Source organism: Amycolatopsis sp. NPDC043885 (assembly GCF_056435685.1).
Map to the genome: position 1 here is coordinate 107,806 of NZ_JBWKEA010000016.1, position 21,584 is coordinate 129,389.

Annotated in this window: 24 protein-coding genes and 1 pseudogene; 7 read left to right on the plus strand and 18 right to left on the minus strand. The window is 68.8% G+C overall.

Translation table 11 applies throughout. The annotated features are described in order from the left end of the window. Positions 1-31 precede the first annotated feature (31 nt). The 3 genes from AC069I_RS33700 to AC069I_RS33710 are packed head-to-tail and all read left to right on the plus strand — an operon-like array spanning position 32 to position 1,043. Positions 32-514 carry an MSMEG_6728 family protein gene (locus tag AC069I_RS33700; protein WP_478229594.1) on the plus strand — a complete coding sequence of 161 codons (483 nt, stop codon included), beginning with the start codon at positions 32-34 and terminating at the stop codon, positions 512-514. Then, positions 511-720, plus strand: a complete 210-nt coding sequence (locus tag AC069I_RS33705) for a hypervirulence associated TUDOR domain-containing protein (RefSeq protein ID WP_340688244.1) — start codon at positions 511-513, stop codon at positions 718-720. The genes AC069I_RS33700 and AC069I_RS33705 overlap by 4 nt, the downstream gene beginning before the upstream one ends. Continuing rightward, a complete protein-coding gene (locus AC069I_RS33710) occupies positions 717-1,043 on the plus strand; it encodes a DUF3140 domain-containing protein (RefSeq protein WP_478229595.1) in 327 nt (108 codons plus the stop codon). Before AC069I_RS33705 ends, AC069I_RS33710 begins: the two co-directional genes overlap by 4 nt. A gap of 1 nt (position 1,044) precedes the next feature. On the opposite strand, the gene AC069I_RS33715 is transcribed toward AC069I_RS33710, so the two are convergent. Genes AC069I_RS33715 through AC069I_RS33725 form a run of 3 tightly spaced genes read right to left on the minus strand, consistent with a single transcriptional unit; the run spans position 1,045 to position 2,822 of the window. Beyond that, a complete protein-coding gene (locus AC069I_RS33715; RefSeq protein ID WP_478229596.1) occupies positions 1,045-1,461 on the minus strand; it encodes a hypothetical protein in 417 nt (138 codons plus the stop codon). A 29-nt stretch (positions 1,462-1,490) separates the two neighbouring features. Next, on the minus strand, positions 1,491-1,919 hold the full coding sequence (locus tag AC069I_RS33720; protein ID WP_478232973.1) for a winged helix-turn-helix transcriptional regulator: 429 nt from the start codon (positions 1,917-1,919) through the stop codon (positions 1,491-1,493). A 9-nt stretch (positions 1,920-1,928) separates the two neighbouring features. Further along, complete coding sequence (locus tag AC069I_RS33725) at positions 1,929-2,822, minus strand: MBL fold metallo-hydrolase (RefSeq protein WP_478267203.1); 894 nt, start codon at positions 2,820-2,822, stop codon at positions 1,929-1,931. A gap of 241 nt (positions 2,823-3,063) precedes the next feature. Here AC069I_RS33725 and AC069I_RS33730 point away from each other — a divergent pair. Beyond that, positions 3,064-3,618, plus strand: a pseudogene (locus AC069I_RS33730) (MBL fold metallo-hydrolase); the annotation flags it as partial. On the opposite strand, the gene AC069I_RS33735 reads toward AC069I_RS33730, so the two are convergent. From AC069I_RS33735 to AC069I_RS33745, 3 genes are read right to left on the minus strand one after another with little or no spacing between them, the layout of a single operon-like run. After that, entirely contained in the window at positions 3,594-4,367 is a 774-nt protein-coding gene (locus AC069I_RS33735) for a hypothetical protein (RefSeq protein ID WP_478267204.1), read from the minus strand. The pseudogene AC069I_RS33730 and the gene AC069I_RS33735 overlap by 25 nt on opposite strands. Continuing rightward, positions 4,354-5,889 (minus strand): vWA domain-containing protein, encoded by a 1,536-nt coding sequence (locus AC069I_RS33740; protein WP_478229600.1) that lies wholly within the window; start codon positions 5,887-5,889, stop codon positions 4,354-4,356. Before AC069I_RS33740 ends, AC069I_RS33735 begins: the two co-directional genes overlap by 14 nt. Continuing rightward, a complete protein-coding gene (locus AC069I_RS33745; protein WP_478267205.1) occupies positions 5,886-7,106 on the minus strand; it encodes a hypothetical protein in 1,221 nt (406 codons plus the stop codon). The genes AC069I_RS33740 and AC069I_RS33745 overlap by 4 nt, the downstream gene beginning before the upstream one ends. Positions 7,107-7,277: 171 nt before the next feature. Here AC069I_RS33745 and AC069I_RS33750 point away from each other — a divergent pair, with 171 nt between their 5' ends. Beyond that, entirely contained in the window at positions 7,278-8,933 is a 1,656-nt protein-coding gene (locus AC069I_RS33750) for a glutamate--tRNA ligase (protein ID WP_478267206.1), read from the plus strand. Positions 8,934-9,144: 211 nt separating this feature from the next. Here the strand turns inward: AC069I_RS33750 and AC069I_RS33755 are convergent, their stop codons facing one another. The 6 genes from AC069I_RS33755 to AC069I_RS33780 all read right to left on the minus strand — a co-directional run bounded on the left by AC069I_RS33755 (position 9,145) and on the right by AC069I_RS33780 (position 12,987). Then, the gene (locus AC069I_RS33755) at positions 9,145-9,858 is read right to left on the minus strand and encodes a hypothetical protein (protein ID WP_478267207.1); all 714 of its coding nucleotides are present in this window, start codon (positions 9,856-9,858) and stop codon (positions 9,145-9,147) included. Positions 9,859-9,873: 15 nt separating this feature from the next. Next, positions 9,874-10,695 carry a hypothetical protein gene (locus tag AC069I_RS33760; RefSeq protein WP_478267208.1) on the minus strand — a complete coding sequence of 274 codons (822 nt, stop codon included), beginning with the start codon at positions 10,693-10,695 and terminating at the stop codon, positions 9,874-9,876. 192 nt (positions 10,696-10,887) lie between these two features. Next, complete coding sequence (locus tag AC069I_RS33765; protein WP_478267209.1) at positions 10,888-11,121, minus strand: hypothetical protein; 234 nt, start codon at positions 11,119-11,121, stop codon at positions 10,888-10,890. Between the two features lie 156 nt (positions 11,122-11,277). Further along, the gene (locus tag AC069I_RS33770; RefSeq protein WP_257485745.1) at positions 11,278-11,574 is read right to left on the minus strand and encodes a hypothetical protein; all 297 of its coding nucleotides are present in this window, start codon (positions 11,572-11,574) and stop codon (positions 11,278-11,280) included. Positions 11,575-11,688: 114 nt separating this feature from the next. Beyond that, complete coding sequence (locus tag AC069I_RS33775) at positions 11,689-12,267, minus strand: hypothetical protein (protein WP_478267251.1); 579 nt, start codon at positions 12,265-12,267, stop codon at positions 11,689-11,691. Between the two features lie 78 nt (positions 12,268-12,345). Further along, the gene (locus AC069I_RS33780; RefSeq protein ID WP_478267210.1) at positions 12,346-12,987 is read right to left on the minus strand and encodes a TetR/AcrR family transcriptional regulator; all 642 of its coding nucleotides are present in this window, start codon (positions 12,985-12,987) and stop codon (positions 12,346-12,348) included. 111 nt (positions 12,988-13,098) lie between these two features. Between AC069I_RS33780 and AC069I_RS33785 the strand changes: the two genes are divergently transcribed. Continuing rightward, positions 13,099-13,707 (plus strand): SRPBCC family protein, encoded by a 609-nt coding sequence (locus AC069I_RS33785; protein ID WP_478267211.1) that lies wholly within the window; start codon positions 13,099-13,101, stop codon positions 13,705-13,707. 26 nt (positions 13,708-13,733) lie between these two features. Further along, positions 13,734-14,090 carry a hypothetical protein gene (locus tag AC069I_RS33790; protein ID WP_478229608.1) on the plus strand — a complete coding sequence of 119 codons (357 nt, stop codon included), beginning with the start codon at positions 13,734-13,736 and terminating at the stop codon, positions 14,088-14,090. Here AC069I_RS33790 and AC069I_RS33795 read toward each other — a convergent pair. The 6 genes from AC069I_RS33795 to AC069I_RS33820 are packed head-to-tail and all read right to left on the minus strand — an operon-like array spanning position 14,023 to position 21,547. Further along, a complete protein-coding gene (locus tag AC069I_RS33795; RefSeq protein ID WP_478267252.1) occupies positions 14,023-14,892 on the minus strand; it encodes an ECF transporter S component in 870 nt (289 codons plus the stop codon). The genes AC069I_RS33790 and AC069I_RS33795 overlap by 68 nt on opposite strands. 5 nt (positions 14,893-14,897) lie before the next feature. Beyond that, a complete protein-coding gene (locus AC069I_RS33800; protein WP_478267212.1) occupies positions 14,898-16,493 on the minus strand; it encodes an ABC transporter ATP-binding protein in 1,596 nt (531 codons plus the stop codon). After that, entirely contained in the window at positions 16,490-17,602 is a 1,113-nt protein-coding gene (locus tag AC069I_RS33805; protein WP_478229611.1) for an energy-coupling factor transporter transmembrane component T, read from the minus strand. The genes AC069I_RS33800 and AC069I_RS33805 overlap by 4 nt, the downstream gene beginning before the upstream one ends. Continuing rightward, positions 17,599-18,531: an ABC transporter substrate-binding protein gene (locus AC069I_RS33810; RefSeq protein WP_478267213.1), complete on the minus strand. Its 933-nt coding sequence runs from the start codon at positions 18,529-18,531 to the stop codon at positions 17,599-17,601. Before AC069I_RS33810 ends, AC069I_RS33805 begins: the two co-directional genes overlap by 4 nt. Beyond that, the gene (locus AC069I_RS33815; RefSeq protein WP_478229613.1) at positions 18,528-19,106 is read right to left on the minus strand and encodes a flagellar hook-length control protein FliK; all 579 of its coding nucleotides are present in this window, start codon (positions 19,104-19,106) and stop codon (positions 18,528-18,530) included. The genes AC069I_RS33810 and AC069I_RS33815 overlap by 4 nt, the downstream gene beginning before the upstream one ends. Further along, a complete protein-coding gene (locus tag AC069I_RS33820) occupies positions 19,103-21,547 on the minus strand; it encodes a hypothetical protein (RefSeq protein ID WP_478267214.1) in 2,445 nt (814 codons plus the stop codon). Before AC069I_RS33820 ends, AC069I_RS33815 begins: the two co-directional genes overlap by 4 nt. Between the last annotated feature and the right edge of the window lie 37 nt (positions 21,548-21,584).

Sequence of the window (21,584 nt, forward strand, 5' to 3'; positions counted from 1 at the left end):
TGAACCCGCGACGACGCGGGAAGCCGCCAGTGTGCAGACCTTTCTCCCGTTCGCCGACTTCCGGGCCTCCGCTTCCGTCCTCGACCAGCGGAGGCTCGGAAAGCAGCGGGTCGAGACGATCCAGGTGCTGCGCGCGCTGACGGTGCCGGGGTACGGCTGGCGGCACCATCCGGCCGCGGCGATGTGGGCGGGCTACGAGGAAGCGCTCGTCCGGTACGGCTTGGACATCTGCGAGGTCTGGTGCGAGACCGGTCACCAGGACACCTGCCGCGAAACACTGCGGCTGGATCTGCTCCGCACCACCGGACTGGACCGGATCCGCGCCCAGGACCGGCTCGCGGAGGCGAAAGAGCTTCCACCCTGGCTCGGCGACACGGACTTCCACCGCAGCCACCAGTCCGCGCTCGTCCGCAAACAACCCGAGCACTACCGCGCGAGTTTCCCGGACGTCCCCGACGACCTGCCCTACGTCTGGCCCGCGTCGGACCGTCCACGACGAGAAGGAGTGCGATGACCGAGCGATTCCGCAAAGGCGACAAGGTCCGCTGGAACAGTCACGGCGGGCACGCCGAAGGTGAAGTCCTGAAGGAGATCACCTCCGACACAGAGGCGGGCGGCCGCACCGTGCGCGCGTCCAAGGAGGAGCCGCAATACCTGGTGCGCAGTGACAAGAGCGGCGGCGAAGCGGTGCACAAGCCCGAGGCACTGGAGAAACTGTGAGCGAAGACAAGGACATCCGGACCGAGTTCGGCGAAGCGGTCAACATGACCGCGGCGGAACTCGAGAAGTGGCTGACGACCGACGAGTCCCGCCGAGCGGGGCAGCACAAGGACGGAGGCGAGTCGGTCGGCCACGAGTCAGGCCGCCGGATCGTCACGATCCTGCGCACCAAGAAGGCGGAACTCTCCGAAAAGGACGAACAGCACATGCGCAAGGTGGTCGGCTACGTGCACCGGCACCTCGCGCAGCGACCGTCCGGCGACGTCGAGAACACGACCTGGCGGTATTCGCTGATGAATTGGGGGCACGACCCCTGCAAGTAGCTCAGCCGCTCGGCCGCCCCATCTCGTGGCCCGGCCGTCCCTCGGTGCGCCGTCGCCGCTTGATGCGTTCTTCGTGCAGGTGCCGCCGTCCGCCGGTCAGGTCGTCGGCGACGTCGCGCGTCATCCCCCGAAAAGCCGCGTAGTAACCGTCGTCGTACTCCTCGATCAGCTGAAAGGTCCACCGCTCCGGCAGGACGTTGAGCCCGATCAACTCGGTCTCGATCCGCTCCGCCCACTCGGCGTGCCCGGCCTTGCGGAGGCCCTCGACGGCCTCGCCGAGCGCGAAGTCGGCTGTCCCCGTGAGGTGATGGAAGGCGTACAGGTGACCTCGCGCCTGCTCGACCGTTTCGAGGGCGAAGACCAGCTTTCCGACGGCGTCGACGGTCGCGTCGTCGGGTTCCGAGGATGAGTCCGGCATGCCCGATGAATGCCCCGGAGCCGGTGTTTCTACACCTCGGCGTCGTACCGCGTCCTGGCGTCGTTGATCTCGTTGATATGGGATTCGGCCCAGTCCCGGATCACCGCCAACGGCGCGGTGAGAGTGCGGCCGAGCTCGGTCAACGTGTACTCGACCTTGGGCGGCACCGTCGGATGCACGGTGCGCGTGACCAACCCGTCGCGTTCGAGGCCGCGCAGGGTCTGCGTGAGCATCTTCTCGCTGACCCCGTCGATCGCGGCGCGCAGTTCGCTGTAGCGCTTGGTCCCCATGGAGAGGCAGCCGACGATGAGCGCGGTCCATTTGTCCGCGATGCGGTCCAGCACCTGTCGGGAGGGGCACGGCGCGCTGTACACGTCGGCGGGCCGCCCGTCCGGCAACCAGGCCAGAACCTGGCCTGGGGTGCCTGGACGGGGACGGCGGCGTGGTGGTTCCGGCATGCCGCGACGTTATCCGGTGGCCGGGCCGGCGGCCCAGATCCGGCGCATCGCGGGCGGCAGGACCCGGCCGAACACCTGTCCGGCGAAATGCCCGCCGGCGAGGATCGTCCGGTCGTCCTCGATCTCCTTCAGCAGGTGCTCGCGGGTGGCGACGCCCTCCACTGGATCGACGTCGAACGCGAACGTCCAGTGGCTTTCGGTGATCTGCACCTGGCAGTGCATGACGTCGCCGAGCACGACGACGCGGCGGGGATCCTCCTCGGCCGGATCGGTGATCACGAGGCTGCTGTGGCCGGGCGTGTGCCCCGGCGTGGCGAGTATCCGCACCCCTGGCGCGATGATGTCGCCGTCGCCGAAGAAACCGATCACCTCGGCCAGCGGCCGCTGCACCGCGAGCGGATCCGGACCGACCGGGTCGTTCGTGCCGGACCAGTGCGCCCATTCGCGCTCGCTGACGAGATGCCGCGCCGCCGGAAAGGTCAGCCCGGTCACCGGCCCGCCCGCGCCGTCCGGTGTGGGCGGAACGTTCGTCGTCCAGCCGACGTGGTCGTGGTGCAGATGCGTGTAGATCACGGTGTCGACGTCTTCGGGTGTCAGGCCCTCCGCGGCCAGGGCGTCGAGCAGGCCGCCGCCGTGGAACTCGGCGGCACCGGGCAGGGTGAACTCGGCCGCGCCGAGCCCCAGGTCCACCAGGATGGCCCGGTCTCCGACGCTGATCAGGAAGGAGCCGATGCTGACCGGGAACCAGCCGCGTTCGTCGAGGAACGCGTCGTGGGCCGCCCAGCCGGACGGGACACTCGACGGCAGGAAAACGGCGGGGTTGAGCCAGGCGTGACCGTCAGGCAGGTAGGTGACCGTGGTCCGGCCGACCTGGATCCGGGACCTGGCAGCGGGTCTCGACATGAAGTGGTCTCCCTTGTGGATGGTGAGCGAAGCTGTACTCACTTTCGGGGAGCCGCTCTCCGGAGGGAAGTACGCACTTGCAAGTGCGGGCTAGCGGTGGCTTTCCACGGCGATCCGCGCGAACGAGCGGATCAGCGGGTTCTCCCGCGCGGTCACCCAGGCCACGACCAGCAGGCTCGGGGGCATGTCGGCCAGCGGCACCCAGGTGAGCCCGTCGGGCAGTGCGTGCCCGAGGGGCGCGCTCGGCGCCCCGGTCGCACGGGCGCTGGACGGCGTCACCCTGGTCACCCCGGACGTGGTCCACGACGACGCGTACGAACTCGACCTCGGCGGACGGGTGGTGCGACTGGAGGCCACCGGACGCGCCCACAGCAAGGGCGACCAGGTGGTGACCGTGCCCGACGCGGGCGTGCTGTTCACCGGGGACCTGGTCGAGGCGGGCCAGTTCTCGATCTTCCCGTGGTTCCCGCCGTACGACACCGACGTCTCGGGACCGCGCTGGATCGAGGTCCTGCGACGGCTGACCGCCGCAGGGCCGGACATCGTCGTCCCCGGCCACGGCGAAGTCTCCGGACGCCGGATCCTCACCGACGTCCGCGAGTACCTCGAACTCCTGCGCGACGAGACCTGGACGCGGCGCGACTCGTCCCTCCCCGAAGAGACCATCGCCGCGGAGATCGAAGCGCTGATGATCGAACGCCACCCGGAGTGGGAAGGCCGGGACTGGATAGCGAAGGGCGTCGGGTGCTTCTGCGCCGACGCCGGGGAAGATCATTTGAAGATCGCGATGGGGTGAACGACGAGCTCACCGGTTTCGGGGTCCCAGTCCTCGACCTTGCCGAGACACCGCGCCCGGAACGCACCGGCGGGCGCGGTGTCCCGCAGGTCGCTGGTGACGCAGGTGAAGCGGATCCGCCTGCTGCGCTCCGGATCGTCCGGATTGCCGTACGGCGCGACGAAAACCGTCTCGGTGTCGGTATGGGAGCGTTTACGGAACAGGCCCTTCACGGAGACGAACGCCTCGACACCCCTCAGCCGGGTCTTGAGCTGCCGGGTGCTCTCGGGGCCGTCGGCCCAGCCGAGTTCCTTCACCAGCGCCCGATTGTGGACCAGTTCCTGCTTCGCCAGATCCACGTAGATGATGTCGTGGTGCTTCTCCAGCACCTTCATCACGATGCCGATCACGGTGATCGGCTCGGCCTTGCGGATGTACCGCCGGAACTCCTCGTCGGTGTCGGTGCGCTCCGATTCCCCTTTGAGCGGGCCGAATCCGGTCGAGCCCCAGAACCGCCAGCCGCGGCTCTTCCGCTTCTCCACCTCCTGTTCCAGCGCCTCGTTGTAGCGATGCAACTGATACAGGCCCATCACGGATTTCGTGTGCAGGTAGAAGCCGATGCCCCGGATCATGCCCTGATCGCCGTCGGAACGCGCACGGCGCCAGTGCCGCACGAAAACGACGACCGCGACGAGGAAGGCGACCGCGGTCAGCACCCAGACCGCGAGCCACAGTCCCCAGACGTCCCACCACAGATTATCGGCAGCCACGGATCTCCTTGAAGGCCTTGAGCAGGGATGTCGCGTTCGCGTCGACCATCCGGCCACCGGTGGCCACGGCCGCGCGCTCCAGTTCGGCGGGATCGGCCTCGCCGTACCGGATGGTGTACGTGTGCACGCCCGGATCCCTCGGCGCGCGCAGGAATTCTTCGATGCCCGGCCCGGTGTTGCTCTCGCCGTCGGTCATCAGCACGATCGAGACGCTCCGGTCCGGTTCGGCACGGCGATGGGCGCCAGCCTTCGCGTAAGCCTCTCCGAGCGCCGACCAGACCGCGGTGCTGCCGTCGAATTCGTCGGCGGCGATGAAGGCCCGCAGCGCGTCGAGATCCTGGGGTCCGCCGACGGTGAACTCCCTGTCCCCCAGTATCTTCCCGCCGAAACGCAGGACCGTGAGCCGCTCGCCGCGGTAGAAGCGGTCGAACCCGCCGTCCGGTCCGCCGCTCAGCCCGGCGAAGGTCGCCCGGAGCGCGGCGATCCTCGGTCCCTTCATCGAACCGGAGAAGTCCAGCACGAAGATCACCCGCCCGGGAGCGCGGCCGGCGGTGGCCACGTAATCGGCGAGGAGTTTGTCCACGACGGCCTGTTCGTCGGGGAAGTACAGCGAGTTCCCGATCGAGGCCGGCAGCCTCGGATCCAGCCCCACGTCGCCGGTGATCGGCCGCCGGAGGGTCCTTTCCATCAGTTTCTTCTGCGTCGCCGGGCTCCTGAGCCAGGAGACGACCTTGTCGTACACCTCCCGCTTGGCCGGGTCGAGCAGCAGGACCGGGTAGTCGGACTGGACGATGCCGTCACGCGGGTACACCAGCTCCAGCGGCGTCTTGAGCCTGCCGCTCGCGTTGAGCGAGAGCAGCGTGGACTCGTACCCGATGATCGCGTCCACGTCTTGGCGCTCGGCGAACCGCTCGGCCACCGCGGCCGACGTGTCCGCCGTGAGCGTGTGCCCGGTGCGGAAGCCCTGGAGCTTGTCGCATTCGACGTCCTGGAGGCGCAGCGCGGCACCGGTGCCCGCGGCGGCCGTCGCCACCCCGACGAGCGAGGTGAGCCCGCTGGTCGACTTGGCCGGATCCGCCATCGCGAACCGGAAGCCGCCGCCCGCGGCCGCGTCCGCCAGATCCGCCCACGAGAGCTTGCCGTCCGGTTTGCCGCGGCGCAGTTCCGCCGCCTTCGCCGGGGTGATCCCGACGATGACCGGCGACACCATGGTCTTGGTCGCGAGCGGCCGTTCCCCCTTGTCGCCCGATTGCCGGTACTTGAGCTGGAAATACCGGTCGGTGGAAAGCCAGGCGAGATCGTGCGTCGCCTTCCCCGGTGTGAGGGAAGTGCTCGCGTCGACGGTTCCCCGGAAATCCATTTCCAGTTCGATTCCCGTTTCCCCGCGAAGGTCGTCGAGAATCGGGCCGAGGTCGGCCAGTTCGGAACTGGCCAGCACGCGCAGTTTCACCTTCTGGCCGCCGCTCGTACAGGCGGCGACCACCAGGAGCAGGCAGCACAGGACCGCGAGCAGCCGCTTCACGGGCAGTCCCCGACCGTCTTGATCATCTCTTCCAGCACCAGATTGTCCGGCAGCGGCGTGGTGCTGTCGTTGTCCGCGATCTCCGGGGTCGGCAGCCCCTGTCCGCGCAGGAAGTCGTACAGCCGCGCGCTCTTCGTGCTGCCCGCGGGGGTCGCGACGCCGAAGCCGAGCTCCATCGCGCGGCGCTGCAGATCGGGATCGAAGGTGATCAGTTCGCCCAGCCGCTCCGCTTCCGGCTTCAGGGCGAGGAACTGCGGTTTCGTCAGGATGTTGTCCTTCGGGTACAGCTGCACCCGGTCGTGGTCCGGCTGCCCGCTCTGCGCCTTGGCCCGCAGCTGCATGGCGAGGTACTGGTGCTCGTAGATGACGACGATCGGCTTGTCGCCCTCGGCCAGGTTCGCGTAGGACTCCGACAGATCCGCCGACGGGAAGCCTTGCGCCGCCACGAGGGGTTTGACCCGGGCGGCCAGCTCCTTCGCGTTCGAAAGGTTCGGCGGCCCGGCCGGCCGCGGGTCGACGACCGGGACCTGACGGCCGTTCTCCAGGAACGCCAGCAAGATCAGGTACGTCGCGCCCGAATTCGAGTCACAGATGTTCGAGGTCTGCGCCAGCACCCGGTTGCCGTTCGCGGCGCCGTGGTCCCGGACGCCCAGCGAATCCCAGGTCTCACCCCGCTTCATCACCTGGATGAACTTGTCGGTGTCCAGCGTGTAATAGAGGTCCTGACCTGGCGGCTTCGCCGCGATCCCTTTGCCCAGCAGCGTTTCCGCGTAACGACGGTACGTTGCGAGGACGATCGGGCTGGTGAACGGCTGCCGTGCGCTGCCCGTCCACTCGTTGGCCCTGGACCGCCGGACGAGGCTCGCGGCGGGCTCGCCCGACAGGAACACGAAGTCGTACTGGCTGAGGTCGTGCGTGGCGATGTCCCGCGATCCCGTCCTGGTCACGTGGACCCGGATGTGGTGACGCATCAGGATTTCCTGGACGTTCGCGTCCTCGAAGAGATCCGATTTGGAGCCCATCTTGCCGCGCAGGACCAGCGTCTGCTGGAACGGCACCACGACGGTGCCGCTCACGAGCAGGACGATCAGGCCGCTGACGGCCAGTACCAGCGCGGGCCCGAAAGTGCGGAGAAAACGACGGCGCAGAAAGAACGCCGAGGGCTTTGGTCGGATGGTGAGCTGGGGTTCTTCACGAAGCGAGCTATCGGTGGTCACCGATTTCCTCCCCGAATGTCCGGCAAGGCCTATTTTACCGGGGTGCACCGACGAAAAAGCACGTCTCGATCCGGCTTCGGGACCACCCTCACCAGGCCGGAAGGCCGGGCGGTTAGGCTCTTCGGTGGCGAAAACCGCCATGCACCACGACGCCGGGAGATCTGAACCGCCATGCTGGACCGAGCAGTCATCGACGCCCTCTTCCCCGCCGACCTGCCCGAGCCCGAGCACTGGGAACAGCGTTATCCCGCCCGCGCGCTCCCCGAGGGTGCCCTGGTCACCCGTTTCGGCCCCTCGCCGACCGGCTTCGTCCACATCGGCGGCGTCTACGTCGCCACCATCGACCAGGACGTCGCCCGCCGCAGCGGCGGCCGCTACCTCGTCCGGGTCGAGGACACCGACCGGTCCCGCGAGGTCGAAGGCGCCATCGACCAGTTCGAGCGCGGGTTCGCCTACTTCGACCTCGTCGCCGACGAGGACATCCACCGCGGCGGCGACTACGGTCCGTACCAGCAGTCCGAGCGCGAGCAGATCTACCTGACCTACGTCCGACACCTGCTCCGCGCCGGCCGCGCGTACCTCGACTTCGCCACCAAGGACGAACTGGCGGCGATCACCGCCCGGCAGCAGGCGACGAAGCTGCCGACCGGCTACTACGGCTCGTGGGCCATCTGGCGCGACGCCGACCCCGCCGACGTCCAGGCCAAGCTCGACGCCGGAGACCCGTACGTCGTGCGCTTCCGCGCGCCCGACGACACCGGCGCCCGCGCCCGCTTCACCGACGCCATCCGCGGCCCGCTGGAGGCCGAGGCCAACCGCAACGACGTCGTCATCCTCAAGAGCTCCGACCAGAGCCCCCGGCTGCCGACCTACCACTTCGCGCACGCCGTCGACGACCACCTCATGCGCGTCAACCTGGTCATCCGCGGCGACGAGTGGATCTCGTCGGTGCCGGTGCACCAGCAGTTGTTCGACGCGCTCGGCTTCGAGCCGATCACGTACGCGCACATCGCGCCGCTGATGAAGCAGGAGGGCGGCAGCAAGCGCAAGCTGTCGAAGCGCAAGGACCCGGAAGCGAGCGTCGACTTCTACATCGAGTCCGGCTACCCCACCAAGGCCGTCCTCTACTACCTGCGTGGCCTCGCCAACGGCCGTCTCGCCGAGATGCCGCTCGACCAGGCACTGGCCGAGCCGATCAACCTCGACGAATGCGGTGTCGCCGGCCCGCTCGTCGACCTGGTCAAACTCGACGACATCTCGGCCGACCACATCGCCACGCTGACCGGCGCCGAGATCCTCGAAGAGGTCCGCGGCTGGGCGGAGCGGTTCGACCCCGAGCTACGGGCCGTCCTCGACGCCGAGCCGGACCTCGCGCTCCGCGCGCTCGCCGTCGAGCGTGACGGCGCCGAGAACCCGCGCAAGGACCTGAAGAAGTGGAGCGAGTTCCACGCCGTCTACGGCTTCTTCTTCCCGCAGCTGCACGCCGCCGTCGCGAGCGCTGACGACGAGCGGATCGCCGCCCTCGGCGTCGACTCCGAGGTCGTCCGGGCCGTGGCACGGGACTTCGTCGAGAACTACCAGCAGCTCGACGATGGTCAGGAATGGTTCCAGCAGATCCGCGAGGTCGCGGCGAAGCACGGTTTCGCGAAGAACGCCAAGGAGTTCAAGAAGAACCCCGAAGGCTTCCCGGGCTCCATTCGCGAGGCCTCGCAGATCATCCGGATCGCGATCACGGGCTCGACCCGGAGCCCGGACCTGCACGCGATCACCCAGGCGCTGGGGCGCGAGGAGACGCTGGGCCGGTTCTCCGGTCTCGTTGGCGAGTGACTCGTGAGTGGTAAGGACGGTTAGAGCCAACGGTGTCTTGCGTACCTACCGGAGGTGACTACCGGTCGATCGCGGGTCCGTGAAGGCCTCCTTCCCTACACTCGAGGTAGGGAAGGAGGCCTTCACGGACACCAGAACGCCGGCAACGGCACGTTAAGGCTGGCCTAGGTCCCTCGTGAGTGGTAAGGACGGTTCTAACCGTCCTTACCACTCACGAGGCGGGCAGGAACTGATCGTAGAACGCCGTCTTGACCGCGACGACCGCCTGCTCCGTCTCCCGGAACCGCTCCCGTGCCTCGCTCGAATCGATCAGCTGCACGAGCCGCAGCCCGAGCTGATCGGAATGGGTGAGCGAAAGCGGCGACGCGGCGGCGAGTGGGCGGGACTTCGCGTCGTGCACATGGTGCGGGTAATAGAAGACGGACTTGTCGCCGAGCACCGGACCGATGCGGCGCCACAGTTCGCCGTATTCGACGGAGACCAGCACCTCGCCCCAGAAGCGCAGGATGGTCAGCAGTTCGACGTCGGAGTGCTCCGAGTCACCCGCCGAGGCGATCAGCTCCATCGTGGTGTCGACGCAGGCCGTCGTGGCCAAGGTCCTCCGCGACCGCACCAGCGCTTCCCGCGGGACGCCCAGCGCGAGGATGTCCGCCATCATGTCCTCGCGGTGTGAAGGAGTGCTGCCGGGCGACACGTTGTCCGGGTACTCCTCACGGATGATGACGCGGGCGATCCGCTTGGACTGCTCGTCGGTGAGCAGGTCGATCGCCAGGTCGTAGGCCATGGTGAAGGCCAGCGACAGGAAACGCCGCTGCAGCAGGACGGTCTGCAGGTCCTCCGGTGAGAGCTCGGTGACGCCACGCAGCGCCGGGTGATTCCGGAACCGCTCGATCAAACCGTCTTCGAACTCGTCAAGGTCGCGCATCACTACACCTCTTGCTCAGAAACGGATCATGTCGATGCTTCGGTTCCAGTCGCCGAGGTCCACGTCGCGGCCGATGTCCCACAACGTGTCGAGCTCGCGCTGGATCTGTTCGCCGAGCACGGTGTCGTGCGTGCCCTCGATCTCGAACTGCGGTGAATCGATCGCCAGCTGGCCGTGCAGGAACATGCTGACCAGGTAGCGCCCGTCCGCCCGGTACACCGAAACCGAGGCCTGCGAGTTGAACACTCGCACCTTCAGGTTGGCCTGACGCTTCGCCAGCCGCCGGTGCAGGCGGGCGAGGGTATCCAGGCACTCCACGATCCCCGTGCTCACGAAGGTCTTGCCCGCGCCGTCGCTCCGGTGCAGCGCCGCTTCCCTTAGCCCCACCAGCATCGAGTTCGGGTGCAGCAGCATGATGCGCACTTGGGCGCGCCGGTCGACGATCGCGGCTTCCAGTTCCTTTTCCAGACGTTGCAGGTTGGGGATCCAGGTGTTCAGGATCGTCACCTGCTTGGCCTTCGCGATATGCGCCGCGAACTCGTCGTCCGGAAAGCGTTTGTGCACTTCGACCACGCCGCCGTAGTGCGAACGGCGCCGGCTCGCGGCGATGGTGTCGATGTCGAGGCCGGCGAGACGATCGCGGATGTCTTCCAGCGCGCGCAACGGGGTCAGCTCGACGAGCAGCACCACGACCACACCGCTGACCATGATCAGCGTCAGCGTGGAGATGCCTTTCGGCGCCACTTTGTCCAGCAGGCCGAGCTGTTCGGAGATCCCGACCGCGAAGCCGACCACCGCCAACCCGCCGAGACTGAGCAATTCGAGCCAGCGACGCATTCTGCGGAGCATTCACCCTCCGGGATCCGGCGACCTCGACCCTCATGTTCTCACGATGAGAGAGGCACCTGTGATCGGGGTCACCACCTTTGGTGTGACGCCATCCCCTTCCACGGAATTCACGAAAAGAATCGAATCCGGCGCGGGAATCCGCAGCGCGGAGAGTGCGCGGCACAAGGCCGGCATGACTCCCTATTCGTCGCCCGCCCGGTACTTGCGCTGGAACTTCACGTCCTGCTCACGCGGCGGCTTTTCCGTCCAGCGCCCGTGGACGAGGTCGTTCTCCGTGTAGTCGGCACGCCGCGAGGCCCAGCCCGGCAACATGATCTTGCGCGTCCCGCCCCGACCTCGATCGCGCAGATCGGTGACGACGGCGACGCCGATCACCAAGGTGAGCATTCCGAGGGCTATCCAGATTCCGACCATGGTCCGCTCCCCCGCAGATCAGTCAGTTCCGCCAAGACTAGCGGCGAACGACGGTCGGGCGGGCCTCATTTTTCCCGGCACCCGAACGCCGGAACGGGGTACCACGACATGACGATCTCCCCGGTATCCACGGGATACCGGGGAGACCGGGGGCGGTCAGCCCCGGGCGTTCGGGTCGATCACGTCGCCTGCCAGCCCGGTGGCGGCGTCGCCGAGGGCACCGGTGGAGTCGACGACGCCCTGACCGGCCGCGGTGGCCGAGTCGACGGCGTCCTGGCCCGCGGTGGTGGCGCTCTCGGCGAGCCCCTGGCCGGTCTCGGCCAGTCCGCCGGCCGACTGGGTGACCTGGTCGGCGGCACCGGAAAGGTCGACGCCGGTCAGTTCGCTGACCTTGTCGCCCGCGCCACCGAGAAGCTCGGCGGCCTTTTCCTTCAGCGAGTCGAACAGGCTCATCAGGGGTACTCCTCGGATCGGTCGTCCGCAGGCGGCTGAATGTTCACCGTACAGGACAAAACGGGCACGGTGCGCGACATCGCCGGCTCCGGACAGGTGAATACCGAGGAGTGGTCAGAGACAGGGCGGCCGGTAGCGATCGATCGAGAGGCCGCGGAAATCGAGTTCGTTCGGGGTTTTGCCGACGAAGACCAGGCCTCGCGCCTCGGTCAGCGCCGAGGCGAAGGAGTGGCCGGGCGTCCCCAGCTCGGGCAGCGTCGTCCAAGCCGCGGGCTTGAAGCTGAAGAACTTCTTCACCCTCTTCCCGCCGGTCGACGGCACCTTCGTGAGCCACTTGTTCCCGCCGCTCCACTGCGAGGCTGGACGCAACTGGACGTAGAGGTCGTCGGTCGCGCTGTAGGTCATCCAGAAACCGGCGGATTCCGAGAGATCGGCTTGCGCTTCGAACCGGTTCCCCAGCCAGAGGACGACCACATGCCATTCCGCGTTGAGGAAAGTCACTTTGGCCGCGTAACCGCCGCGTTCGCGGACGAGCAGGCTGCCGGTCGGCGGCACCGTGGTGCCCTCACCGGAGGCGAGCCAGTGCTGCAACCGGTCGATCGACGGAGTGGCGCATTCACAGCCGTGCCGGCCGGAGGCGTTCGCGACGGCCCCCGGGCCGATCAGCGAGGACAGAAGCACCGACGCGATCACGGCGAGCGTACGACCGAAAGGAACCCTGGATCCTTTGCGCATCCCCGGAAGTTAGCACAGCGGGCGACGATGCCCCGTTCAGCGGGAATTGTCCTTTGTGGACAATTGCTCGAGTTCGGCGGCGAACAGCCTGCCGGGGTCGAACCCCATACCGGCGAAATGCCCGGCCAGCTCCAGGGACAGGACGCCGTGGATCCGGGTCCAGAACGTCACGGCACGACGAAGTACCGCTGCGGACACCGGCAGCCCGCCCGCCCACTCGCGATGCTCGTCGAGATGGCCGTCGAACGCCGCCGGCCGCCCGTCATCCGGAGCCGTCGCGTGCACCCTGAGCAGCACGGCCATGATCTCGTTCGAGATCTCCGTGGTGTCGCCGGGCGCGCGATAACCGGGGATCGGCGTTCCGTAGACGAACAGGTATCGCTGCGGATCCGCCAGCGCCCATTCCCTGATCGCGTAGGCGACTTCGGCCACGCCACCGGCTTCAGCCGCCGCCCGGACGACGTCGGCGAGGCTTCGATAGGCGTCACGGACGAGGTCCGCGATCAGGTCGTCGCGATTGGGGAAGTACCGGTACAGCGCGGGTCCGCTCATGCCCACGTGTTTGGCGATCCCATTGAGGGACAGCGCGGAGACGCCGGTCGTGCCCAGCTGCTCCCACGCGTACCGCTTGATCTCGTCGCGCACCTGGGCCCGGTACCGCTCACGCGAGGTCTTCACGGCGACTCCCTCCAGACTGGTTCAGTTAGAGGCTATCACTTTCCCTATTGACACTCACCGACTTTGGTTATAGCTTCTAACTACCGCGATCACCGATAACAAGGAGTTCACATGACTCTCCGCCGCACCGTCGCACTCGCTCTTCCTTTGGCGTTCGGCCTGCTGGGCGGCACCGTGACGCCCGCGCAGGCCGCCACCGCCGCCTCTCCCGTCCCGCTGTCGTGTCAAGGCAAGACCATCGACACGAAGGCTCCGATCCACTACCGGACCGAGACCCTGATCAAGGCGCCGCTGAGCAAGATCTGGCGGCTTCAGACCGACGTCGAACGCTGGCCGTCCTGGCAGGAGCCGGTGCTGAGCAACGAACGCCTGGACCTGGGCCCGCTCCGCGAGAACTCGCGGTTCCGCTGGACCACGCCGGCGCCGCCGACGGCCACGACCCCCGCCACCACGCTGTCGATCACCTCGACCGTCCACCAGATCCAGCGCGGCAAATGCCTCCGCTGGAGCGGGCCCGCGGTCGGCGAGGGCCTCAGCATCGACAACGGCGTCCACGTCTGGACCTTCATCGAGGTCAAGGGCGGCGTGCTGGTCCGCACCGAGGAGAACTGGGCAGGGGCCCAGGTGGAGGCCGACATACCCACCGCGACCCAATACCTCGGCTGGGGCCTCGAAGCCTGGCTGAAGGACCGCAAAGCCACCGCCGAATCCCACTGCTGACCGCATTTCGCGACCCGGAGGAACCGATGTCCACCCACACGCTCGACCGCGAAACCACCGTCCGCCACGCGCCGCGTTCCGTCCTCGTCTCGGCCTGGGCCGTGCCGGTCATGATCGTCGGCCAGTTCGCGATGCTCGCCGTCGTCCCGGTCGCCCTCGTCCTGATCGGCACTCTGCGCGGCACCCGGCTCAAGGCGCTCCGCTGGGGCGCGATCGCCCTCACCGCGGCCTACGCCACGCCCTTGGCGCTCTGGGCGATCGGCCCCGAACGCGCGCAGAGCCTGTCCAAGGACATGCATCCCGTCTTCGCCGCGATCATCGTGGCCGCAGGGGTGGCGTTCGCCGTGGCGTGCCACGTCCTGCGCCGGAAGCAGGCTCGGTAAAGGAAGGAATCACCCCGAAGGAAGCCTTCCGCGAAGCCCGGCGCAACGTCGCGAGCACGGCGGGGCCCAGCACCAGGATCGCCACCGCGTTGGTGATCGCGCGGCCCGTGTCCCAGCCCGCCGTCGAGGTCAGCAGGGTGAACACGGCGAACCGGTGCAGGTTCTCCAGCAGCGGGGCGCCGGGCACGTAGGAGATGTGCCCGTCGTGGTACGGCACTTCGGCGTCGGTGATGAACGGCCAGAACCACAGGTTCATCAGGAGTCCGAAGACGTATGCGACGAGGATCCCGTACCCCACCAGCATCGCGATCTCGGCTTTGCCGGTGACGCGGCGCGGCAGCAGTCCCGCGCCCATCCCGATCCACGCCGAGCACATCATCTGGAACGGCAGCCACGGTCCCACCCCGGCGGTCAGCAACGCCGAAGCGAACATCGACGTGCAGCCCAGCACGAAACCGAAACCGGGACCGAGCACTCGCCCGGCCAGCACCAGCAGGAAGAACACGGTCTCGATGCCCGCGGTCCCCGCGCCGAGGGGCCGCAGGGCGGCGTTCACCGCGGAAAGCACGCCGAGCATCGCGAGGGCCTTGGAATCCATGCCCCCTTCGGACATCTCGGCCAGCACGATGACGATCAGGATCGGCAGGATCCCGATGAACACGAACGGCGCGTCCGGGCCGTGCTGCATCGACTGCGGCTCGACACGGACCAGCAGCGGCCAGACGAACATCATCAGCCCCGCGAGCGACGCGAGGCCGAGCACCGTCGCCGAGCGCGGGCCGAGCCGGACCGCCGGTGCCATCGTGGTCACGGGACCTCCTGCGGAAGCGCCGACCGGACCTCTTCGACGGTGAGCCAAGGCTCGCCGAGGATCTTCGCGATCTGCGTGGCGAACGCCGGGGAACCGCCGAGCACCTCGCGCGTCGGGCCGTCCGAGACGACCTCGCCCTCGGCCATCACGATCACCCGGTGCGCGATCGTCGCGACGAACTCGACGTCGTGGGTGGCCACCACGATCGCCTTGCCCTCGGCCGCCAGCGAAGCGATCATCCGCGCCAGCGCCGCCTTCGCGGTGTAGTCGAGGCCGCGGGTCGGTTCGTCCAGCAGCATGATCCGCGGGGCGGCCGACAGCTGCACGGCGAGCACCAGCGCGAGACGCTGGCCCTCCGACAGGTCACGCGGATGGGACGCGGGATCGATGCCCGGAGCGAGCCTTTCGAGCAGGTTCCGGCAATGCCCCGGCTCCGCACCCGATTCCGCGTCGGCGGCTTCACATTCGGCGGCGACCGTCTGCAGGTACAGCAGGTCGCTCGCGGTCTGCGGCACCATGCCGACCAACGCGCGGGCCTCGGCACTGCTCAGCGTCTTCGGGTCCTTGCCCTCGACGGTGACCTTGCCGCCCTGCCGGGGCCCGGAGCCCTGCACCGCCCACAGCAGCGACGACTTGCCGGAACCGTTGCGCCCCATCATCGCCAGCACCTCGCCGGCACGCAGGGTCAGATCGACCTCCCGCACCGCGACCTTCGGCCCGTACCGCACGACCACACCGGACGCGGTCAGCAGCTCCTCGCCGATGGCGGTGCTCCGCGCGGTGGGAGCCCCGAGTGTCAGTGACGAAGCGCGCCGCCGGGCGTCACGCACCGACATCGGCAGCGGATCCCAGCCCGCCAACCGTCCCAAGTGGACGATCGGCGGCGCGATCGGCATGTCCTTCAACACTTCCGGCGGTGTCCCGTCGACCACTCCGCCGCTGCCCGGGACGTGGATCATCCGGTCCGCGAACGGGATCACGCGTTCCATCCGGTGCTCGGCCATCAGCACCGTCGTGCCGAGGTCCTCCACCAGCCTGGCCAGCGTCGCGAGCACTTCCTCGGCCGCGGTCGGGTCCAGCGCGGACGTCGGCTCGTCCAGCACCAGCACCTTGGGATGCGTCGTCAGCACCGAGCCGATGGCCACCCGCTGCTGCTGCCCACCGGACAGCGTCCGCAGCGCGCGCCTGCGCAGTTCCGCGATGCCGAGGAGGTCGAGCGTCTCTTCCACCCGGCGTCGCATCACCTGCGGGCTCAGGCCGAGCTGCTCCATGCCGTACGCGAGTTCGTCCTCGACCGTGTCGGTGACGAAGCCCGCGAGCGGGTCCTGCCCGACGACGCCGACGAGATGCGCGAACTCGCGCGGCGGCCGGGACCGCGTCGTCACGCCGTCGACGGACACCGTGCCATCGAGGTGGCCGCCGGTGAAATGCGGGACGAGACCGTTGATCGTGCCGAGCAGGGTCGACTTGCCCGCCCCCGTCTGGCCCGCGAACAGCACGAGCTCGCCCTCGCCGATGGACAGCGTCACGTCGGACAGCACCGGTTCGGTGCGGCCGTGATAGGTGAAGGAAACGTGGTCGAGTTCGATCATGTGTGCGCTTCTTCTTCGAGTGCGGCGTACGGGGGTTCGGGGGCCGGGGTCAGGAACGCGGGCACCACACCGAGCAGCACACCGAGCAACGGCCCCCAGGACAGCGCCGGCCAGGACAGGTCGATCAGGGACGGGTTCATGTTCATCGGGTTCACGCTGGAGGTCACGAACAGGGTCACCGCGACCCCGATCCCGCTGACGGCGACGACGATCTCCGGCAGGTGCCAGCGATCGGGCCGGTAACGCGTGCGCCGGACCCGCTTTCCCGCCGACCAGAAGCCGATCAGCCCGACCACGACTCCCGCGGAAAGTACCGGCGCGGCGAGGTATCGGGGCGTCGAACCGTCCAAAGTGGCGTAAACGCCGACGCAAACGCCGAGCAGGCCGACGATCATCAGCGTTCCCGTGATCAGCCTGGTCCGCGCCTCGACCAGTCCCGCCCGGCCGTAGCCGCGCGAGTCCATCGACGCGGCCAGCTGCAATGACCGCGAAAGCGCGTCCTCCAGCACCGGGATGAGGACGGTGTGCAGGGCCTTCATCTTCTTCTTGCCCGAACCACCGCGCAGTTTGCGGGCCCGCCGGACCCGCAGCACGCTTTCGGCCAGCTGCGGGAACACCGACAGCGCGACGATCACCGCCGTGCCCACCTCGTACAACGCCGGCGGCATCGCCTTGAGCAGCCGTTTCGGGTTCGCGAGCGCGTTGGCCGCGCCGAGGCAGATCACCATCGCCGCCAGCCGCATCCCGTCGTAGAGCCCGCCAAGCAACGACTCCGCGGACACGTCACCGAAGAGCCGGATACCCGCCGCCCATTCCGGCAGCGGGATCTCGGGCAGCCGAAGGATGATCGTGGATCCCTCGGCGCCGCCGAACACGACGCGGAAGAACACACGGATCGCGACGATGAACGCGCCGAGGTACAGGTAGAGCCGGAACGCCAGCGCCCACGGCGCCTCACCGCGCCGGGCCACGACGACGTACCCCGCGACCGCCACGATGGTCAGCAGCAGCCACGGGTTCGTCGTGCGGGTCGCGGCGACGGCGAGTCCCAGCGCCCACACCCACCACGCGGCCGGATGCAGGTCGCGCGGCAGGAAGTAGGACGTCACCGAACTCCTTGTGCGCGTTTGCGTCTGCGTGCCGCCAGGAATCCCGCCACGCACAGCGCCAGTATCGCGGCGCCCGCCGCCCACGGCGCCCAGCCGCTGGCTCCGGACTCGCGTTCGATCACGGCGTTGACGTCCTCGGCGTTCTCCCCGCCGGTGAACGCGACGTTCGACGACGGGTCCTGCGCCTTCGGCCGTGCCGAAGCACTCGGACGCGGTTTGGGCGGCGGCAGCGCGCCGGAACTCGGTCCCGCGTCGGGGGCTTCCCCCGCGCCCGGTTCCGCACCGGCCGTCGGCCCCGGACCGTCGGCCTGACCGCTCCCCGGCCGCGGCCGCTGTTGCTCGCCGGGATCGCCGGTGACCGGCTTGGCCTCCTCGCGCGGCACGCACGGCTGCCCCTCGGTCCCCGGCCGCACGGCGGAGACCCGCGGGACCGGGTTGCTCTGGGCTGTGGCGTTCAAGGAGAACGACCAGCCCTCGAACCCACCGGGGATGAAGTCGCGGTTCTTGAGCCCCCACTGGCTGTAGTCCCACGCGCAGTTGTTCGAGGCGTGCCAGTAGGACCAGTAGGCCTGTGCGGGAGGCGTGTCGACACACTGCTCCCGGTACTTCTCGCGGCCGCTGACCGGGATGTCCTCGGCCGCGGAAGGACGATTCTCGACCCGGCAGACGAACGACTCGCCCCAGCGCTGCACCCCGGCGATCTGGAAACCGGCGCCCTTGAGCGCGTCCAGTCCGGTGCCGCGCGTGGTCTGGGGATTGCAGCGGACGATGGCCGTGCCGCCGAGTTGCTGGAAGTCCACCACCACGGTGACCCCGGTGGCGTCCTTGCAGAACCCGGGATACCCCTTGCTCTGGTCGACGGCGTGCGCGGAGGGTGCCGTGGCGGCGATCAGGAAGACCGCCGCCACCGCGGGAAGAACCCTCCTCACGGGATGGCCGGGTTCCTCGGCGTGACACCGGGCGGCGGGTTGGTCGACGCCGACTTGTTCAGCGAGAACGACCAGCCCTCGAAGCCGCCGGGGGTCACGTTCCGGTTGACGGCGCCGGAGGTGCTGTAGGTCCAGGTCGAGCCGGAACCGTCCGCGTGCCAGTAACCCCAGTACGCGCCGGTGGGCGGAGTGGTGACGCACGCCTCCTTGTAGTTCGGGTTGGTCGACAGCGGGAGGGTCTCCGTCGCGGACGGGCGGCCTTCCACGCGGCAGACGAAAGCGAGCCCCCAGCGTGCGGTGCCGGCGACCGCGATCCCCGCGTCCTGCAAGGCCTTGATGCCCGTGCGGGCGGTACCCGGCGAGGCGTTGGGCGAGCAGCGGGTGATCGTCGGCGCGGCGGTCCCGCCGTTGCCGTCCAGTTCCTGGAAGTCGACCACGACGGTGACCCCGGTGAGCGCGTCGGCGCCGGTGCAGATCCCGGCGTAGCCCTTGGTCGTGTCGACCGCGTTCGCGGGTGCGGCGGAAAGCCCGATCAGTCCGATGAGGACGGACGTCACGGCCAGCATTCTCTTCATGGTGTTGCCCCCTTTTTCTTGGTGAAACGGCGAAGTACGAAAACCAGTGCGATCACGGTGAGCAGCAGCAGGACGGCCAGCCCGGCGAGTCCCCAGATCAGCCATGACGGCGGGGAGCCGGACTGCTCCGCGGCCAGTACCGGTGCGCCGGACGGATTCGCCTCGGTCAGCGGCAGCCGGATCGCGGGCGAGAGCGGCGAATCAGGTGCGGTCAGCCACGATCGGCCCGCGACTCCTTGCGCCGCGGCCAGACTGGTCGGGAAATCGGTCGCCCCGGCGGATCCCTTGGCTAGACCGCCATCGGCTTGGACCTGTTCGCCCAGTGACCGCGCCGTTCCGCTCGCGTCGAGGCCGGCGGTCTGCCGCGCGGCGGCGACGGCGGCGCTGAGCGCGACGTCCGGCTCTCCGCCCTCTCCAGTGACCATGCCCTCGCCGGTCGGCCGGACGCCGAGCGCGCCCACCGCGGAGACGAACGCCGACACGCGCCGCTCGCTCCAGCCGTCCGGGCGCCTGGACGGGGGCGCGGCGTCGGTGTGCGGACGGGCGGCGAGCGCGGTGACCGCGGCGGCGGTCGCGGCGAGGTCGCCGGAGCCGCACTCCACGGTGTCGAGATGCTTCGGGAAGGTTCCGTCGGCGCACTGGCGCGAAAGGAGCAGTTCGACCGCAGGACCGGGATCGGCCACGGTGGCGAGCACCGCCCAAGCGTGCCGCTCCACCGTCTCGTCGGCGTCGGCGAACGATCCGGTGTCGGTGAACTTGCCGTCGGTGCCGCGCAGCTTCACCAGATCGGAGCGCAGTTGCCCGGCGACGTCGCCCTTCGCGAACTCGGCGACGAGCACGAGTTTCGCGAGCGGTTCGGCATACGACGCCTCACCTTGCTCGTAGGGCGCGCCGTGGGCATAGGCCCGTACGGCTTCCGGCTTCACCAGGAACTGCGACGCGCGGGCGACGGAGTCCGGCTGCTGGTCCAGCGCTCGCAGGGCCAGCACCACGTCGGCGGTGGCGTCGTAGTCGACGTAGGTCTTGCCGTCCTCGGTCACCTCGACGTGGTCACCGCCGACGAGCCGGTTCGCCAGGTAGGCGCCGAGGCGGGCGGCCGGTGTCGCCGTATCCGGGGTGGCGATCGTGGCCGGTGGCTGGACGACCGTGGACGCCCTGGTCGTGCCTGCCTTCCTGGGTCTGGGCGGCGGCGTCACCGACTTCGTGATGGTGGTCGTCGTGGGAGCCGGGATGCTGCTGGTAGGCGGCTGAGTTTTGCCCTTCGCGAGCGCGTAGAAGCCGATCTGGGACAAGCCGAGCGAAGCCTGGGCACCCGCGCGGATCCAGGTGTCGACCCCGCTGATACCCGAGGTGCGCGCGTCCTCGTAGGCGGCGGGGTTGTAGGCGATCGCGCCGATTTCGCCCGCGAGCCTGGTGCCGGAGTCGGCGGCGTTCGCCTGCGCGGATTTGAGGTACCGCACACCCTTGTCCACCGCCGCGTCCGCGCCGCCCGCGTCGGCGAGCGCTTGGACGATCATGCCGGTGCTGTTGGTGTTCGGTGCCTCGGTGCTGACGCCGCCGCCCCAGCCGCCGCCGGGATCCTGGTCCGCCTTGAGCCAGGAGACGGCTTTGGCGATCGGGGCGTCGAGTCCGGTCGCGCCCGCCTTCCGTGCGGCCAGCAGCGCCGAGAGCGCGAGACCGGTGGCGTCACCGTCGGTCGGGGAAAGGTCGAGCGGCTTGCCTTCGTCGCAGGTCGAAACCTTGTCGCCGCTCGGGGTGACATGGTCGCCGGTCTCGTTCGTGGGGATGTATTTGAACTCAAGGCGGAAGTAGCCCTCGGAACACTGCTGGGCCAGCAACCTGTCGATGGCGATCCGGTCGTTCTCGCCCGCCGCGGCGAGCCCGATGACGCCGAGCGCCTGTCCGAACGTGTTCGCGTCGTTGTTCACCGCGCCGGCGAGGTCCGGATCTTTGGAGTAGTCGCTGATCCGGCCCTTGTCGGGGCCCTTGCGCATGATCGCGGCATGGGTCTCGGCGACCAGGTCGTACCCGTCGACGTGTCGCGGGTCCCTGCCGGAAACCTGGGCGGCGACCAGCGTCTTGGCGAGCGAGCCCCCGACGATGACCTTGTCGTATCCGGCACCGGGGACCAGTCCGTCCCAGGTGAAGTAGTCGGTGGCGTGGCCTTCGTCGTCGAGGAACCTCATGATCGGCTCGGCCTTGGCGCCATCGCCCGACGCGTACAACGCGAAAAGCACGTCGAGCATCAGGCCGTGGTCTGGCAATGCGGCCCCGTTGGGGTTCTCGAGCGTGCCGTCCGGCTTCAGCTTCGTCGCGAGCCAGCGGGAATTCGCCTTCGCAGCGCCAGGATCGTTCGCGGCGGTGGCCGTCCCGGTGAGCAGCGCGGCGACCACGCCGACACTGACGGCGAACGCCACTGCGGCGAGGGACCGGCGGCGCATGACTCCTCCTAGCGGCATGACGGAGGACAGGCGCGGA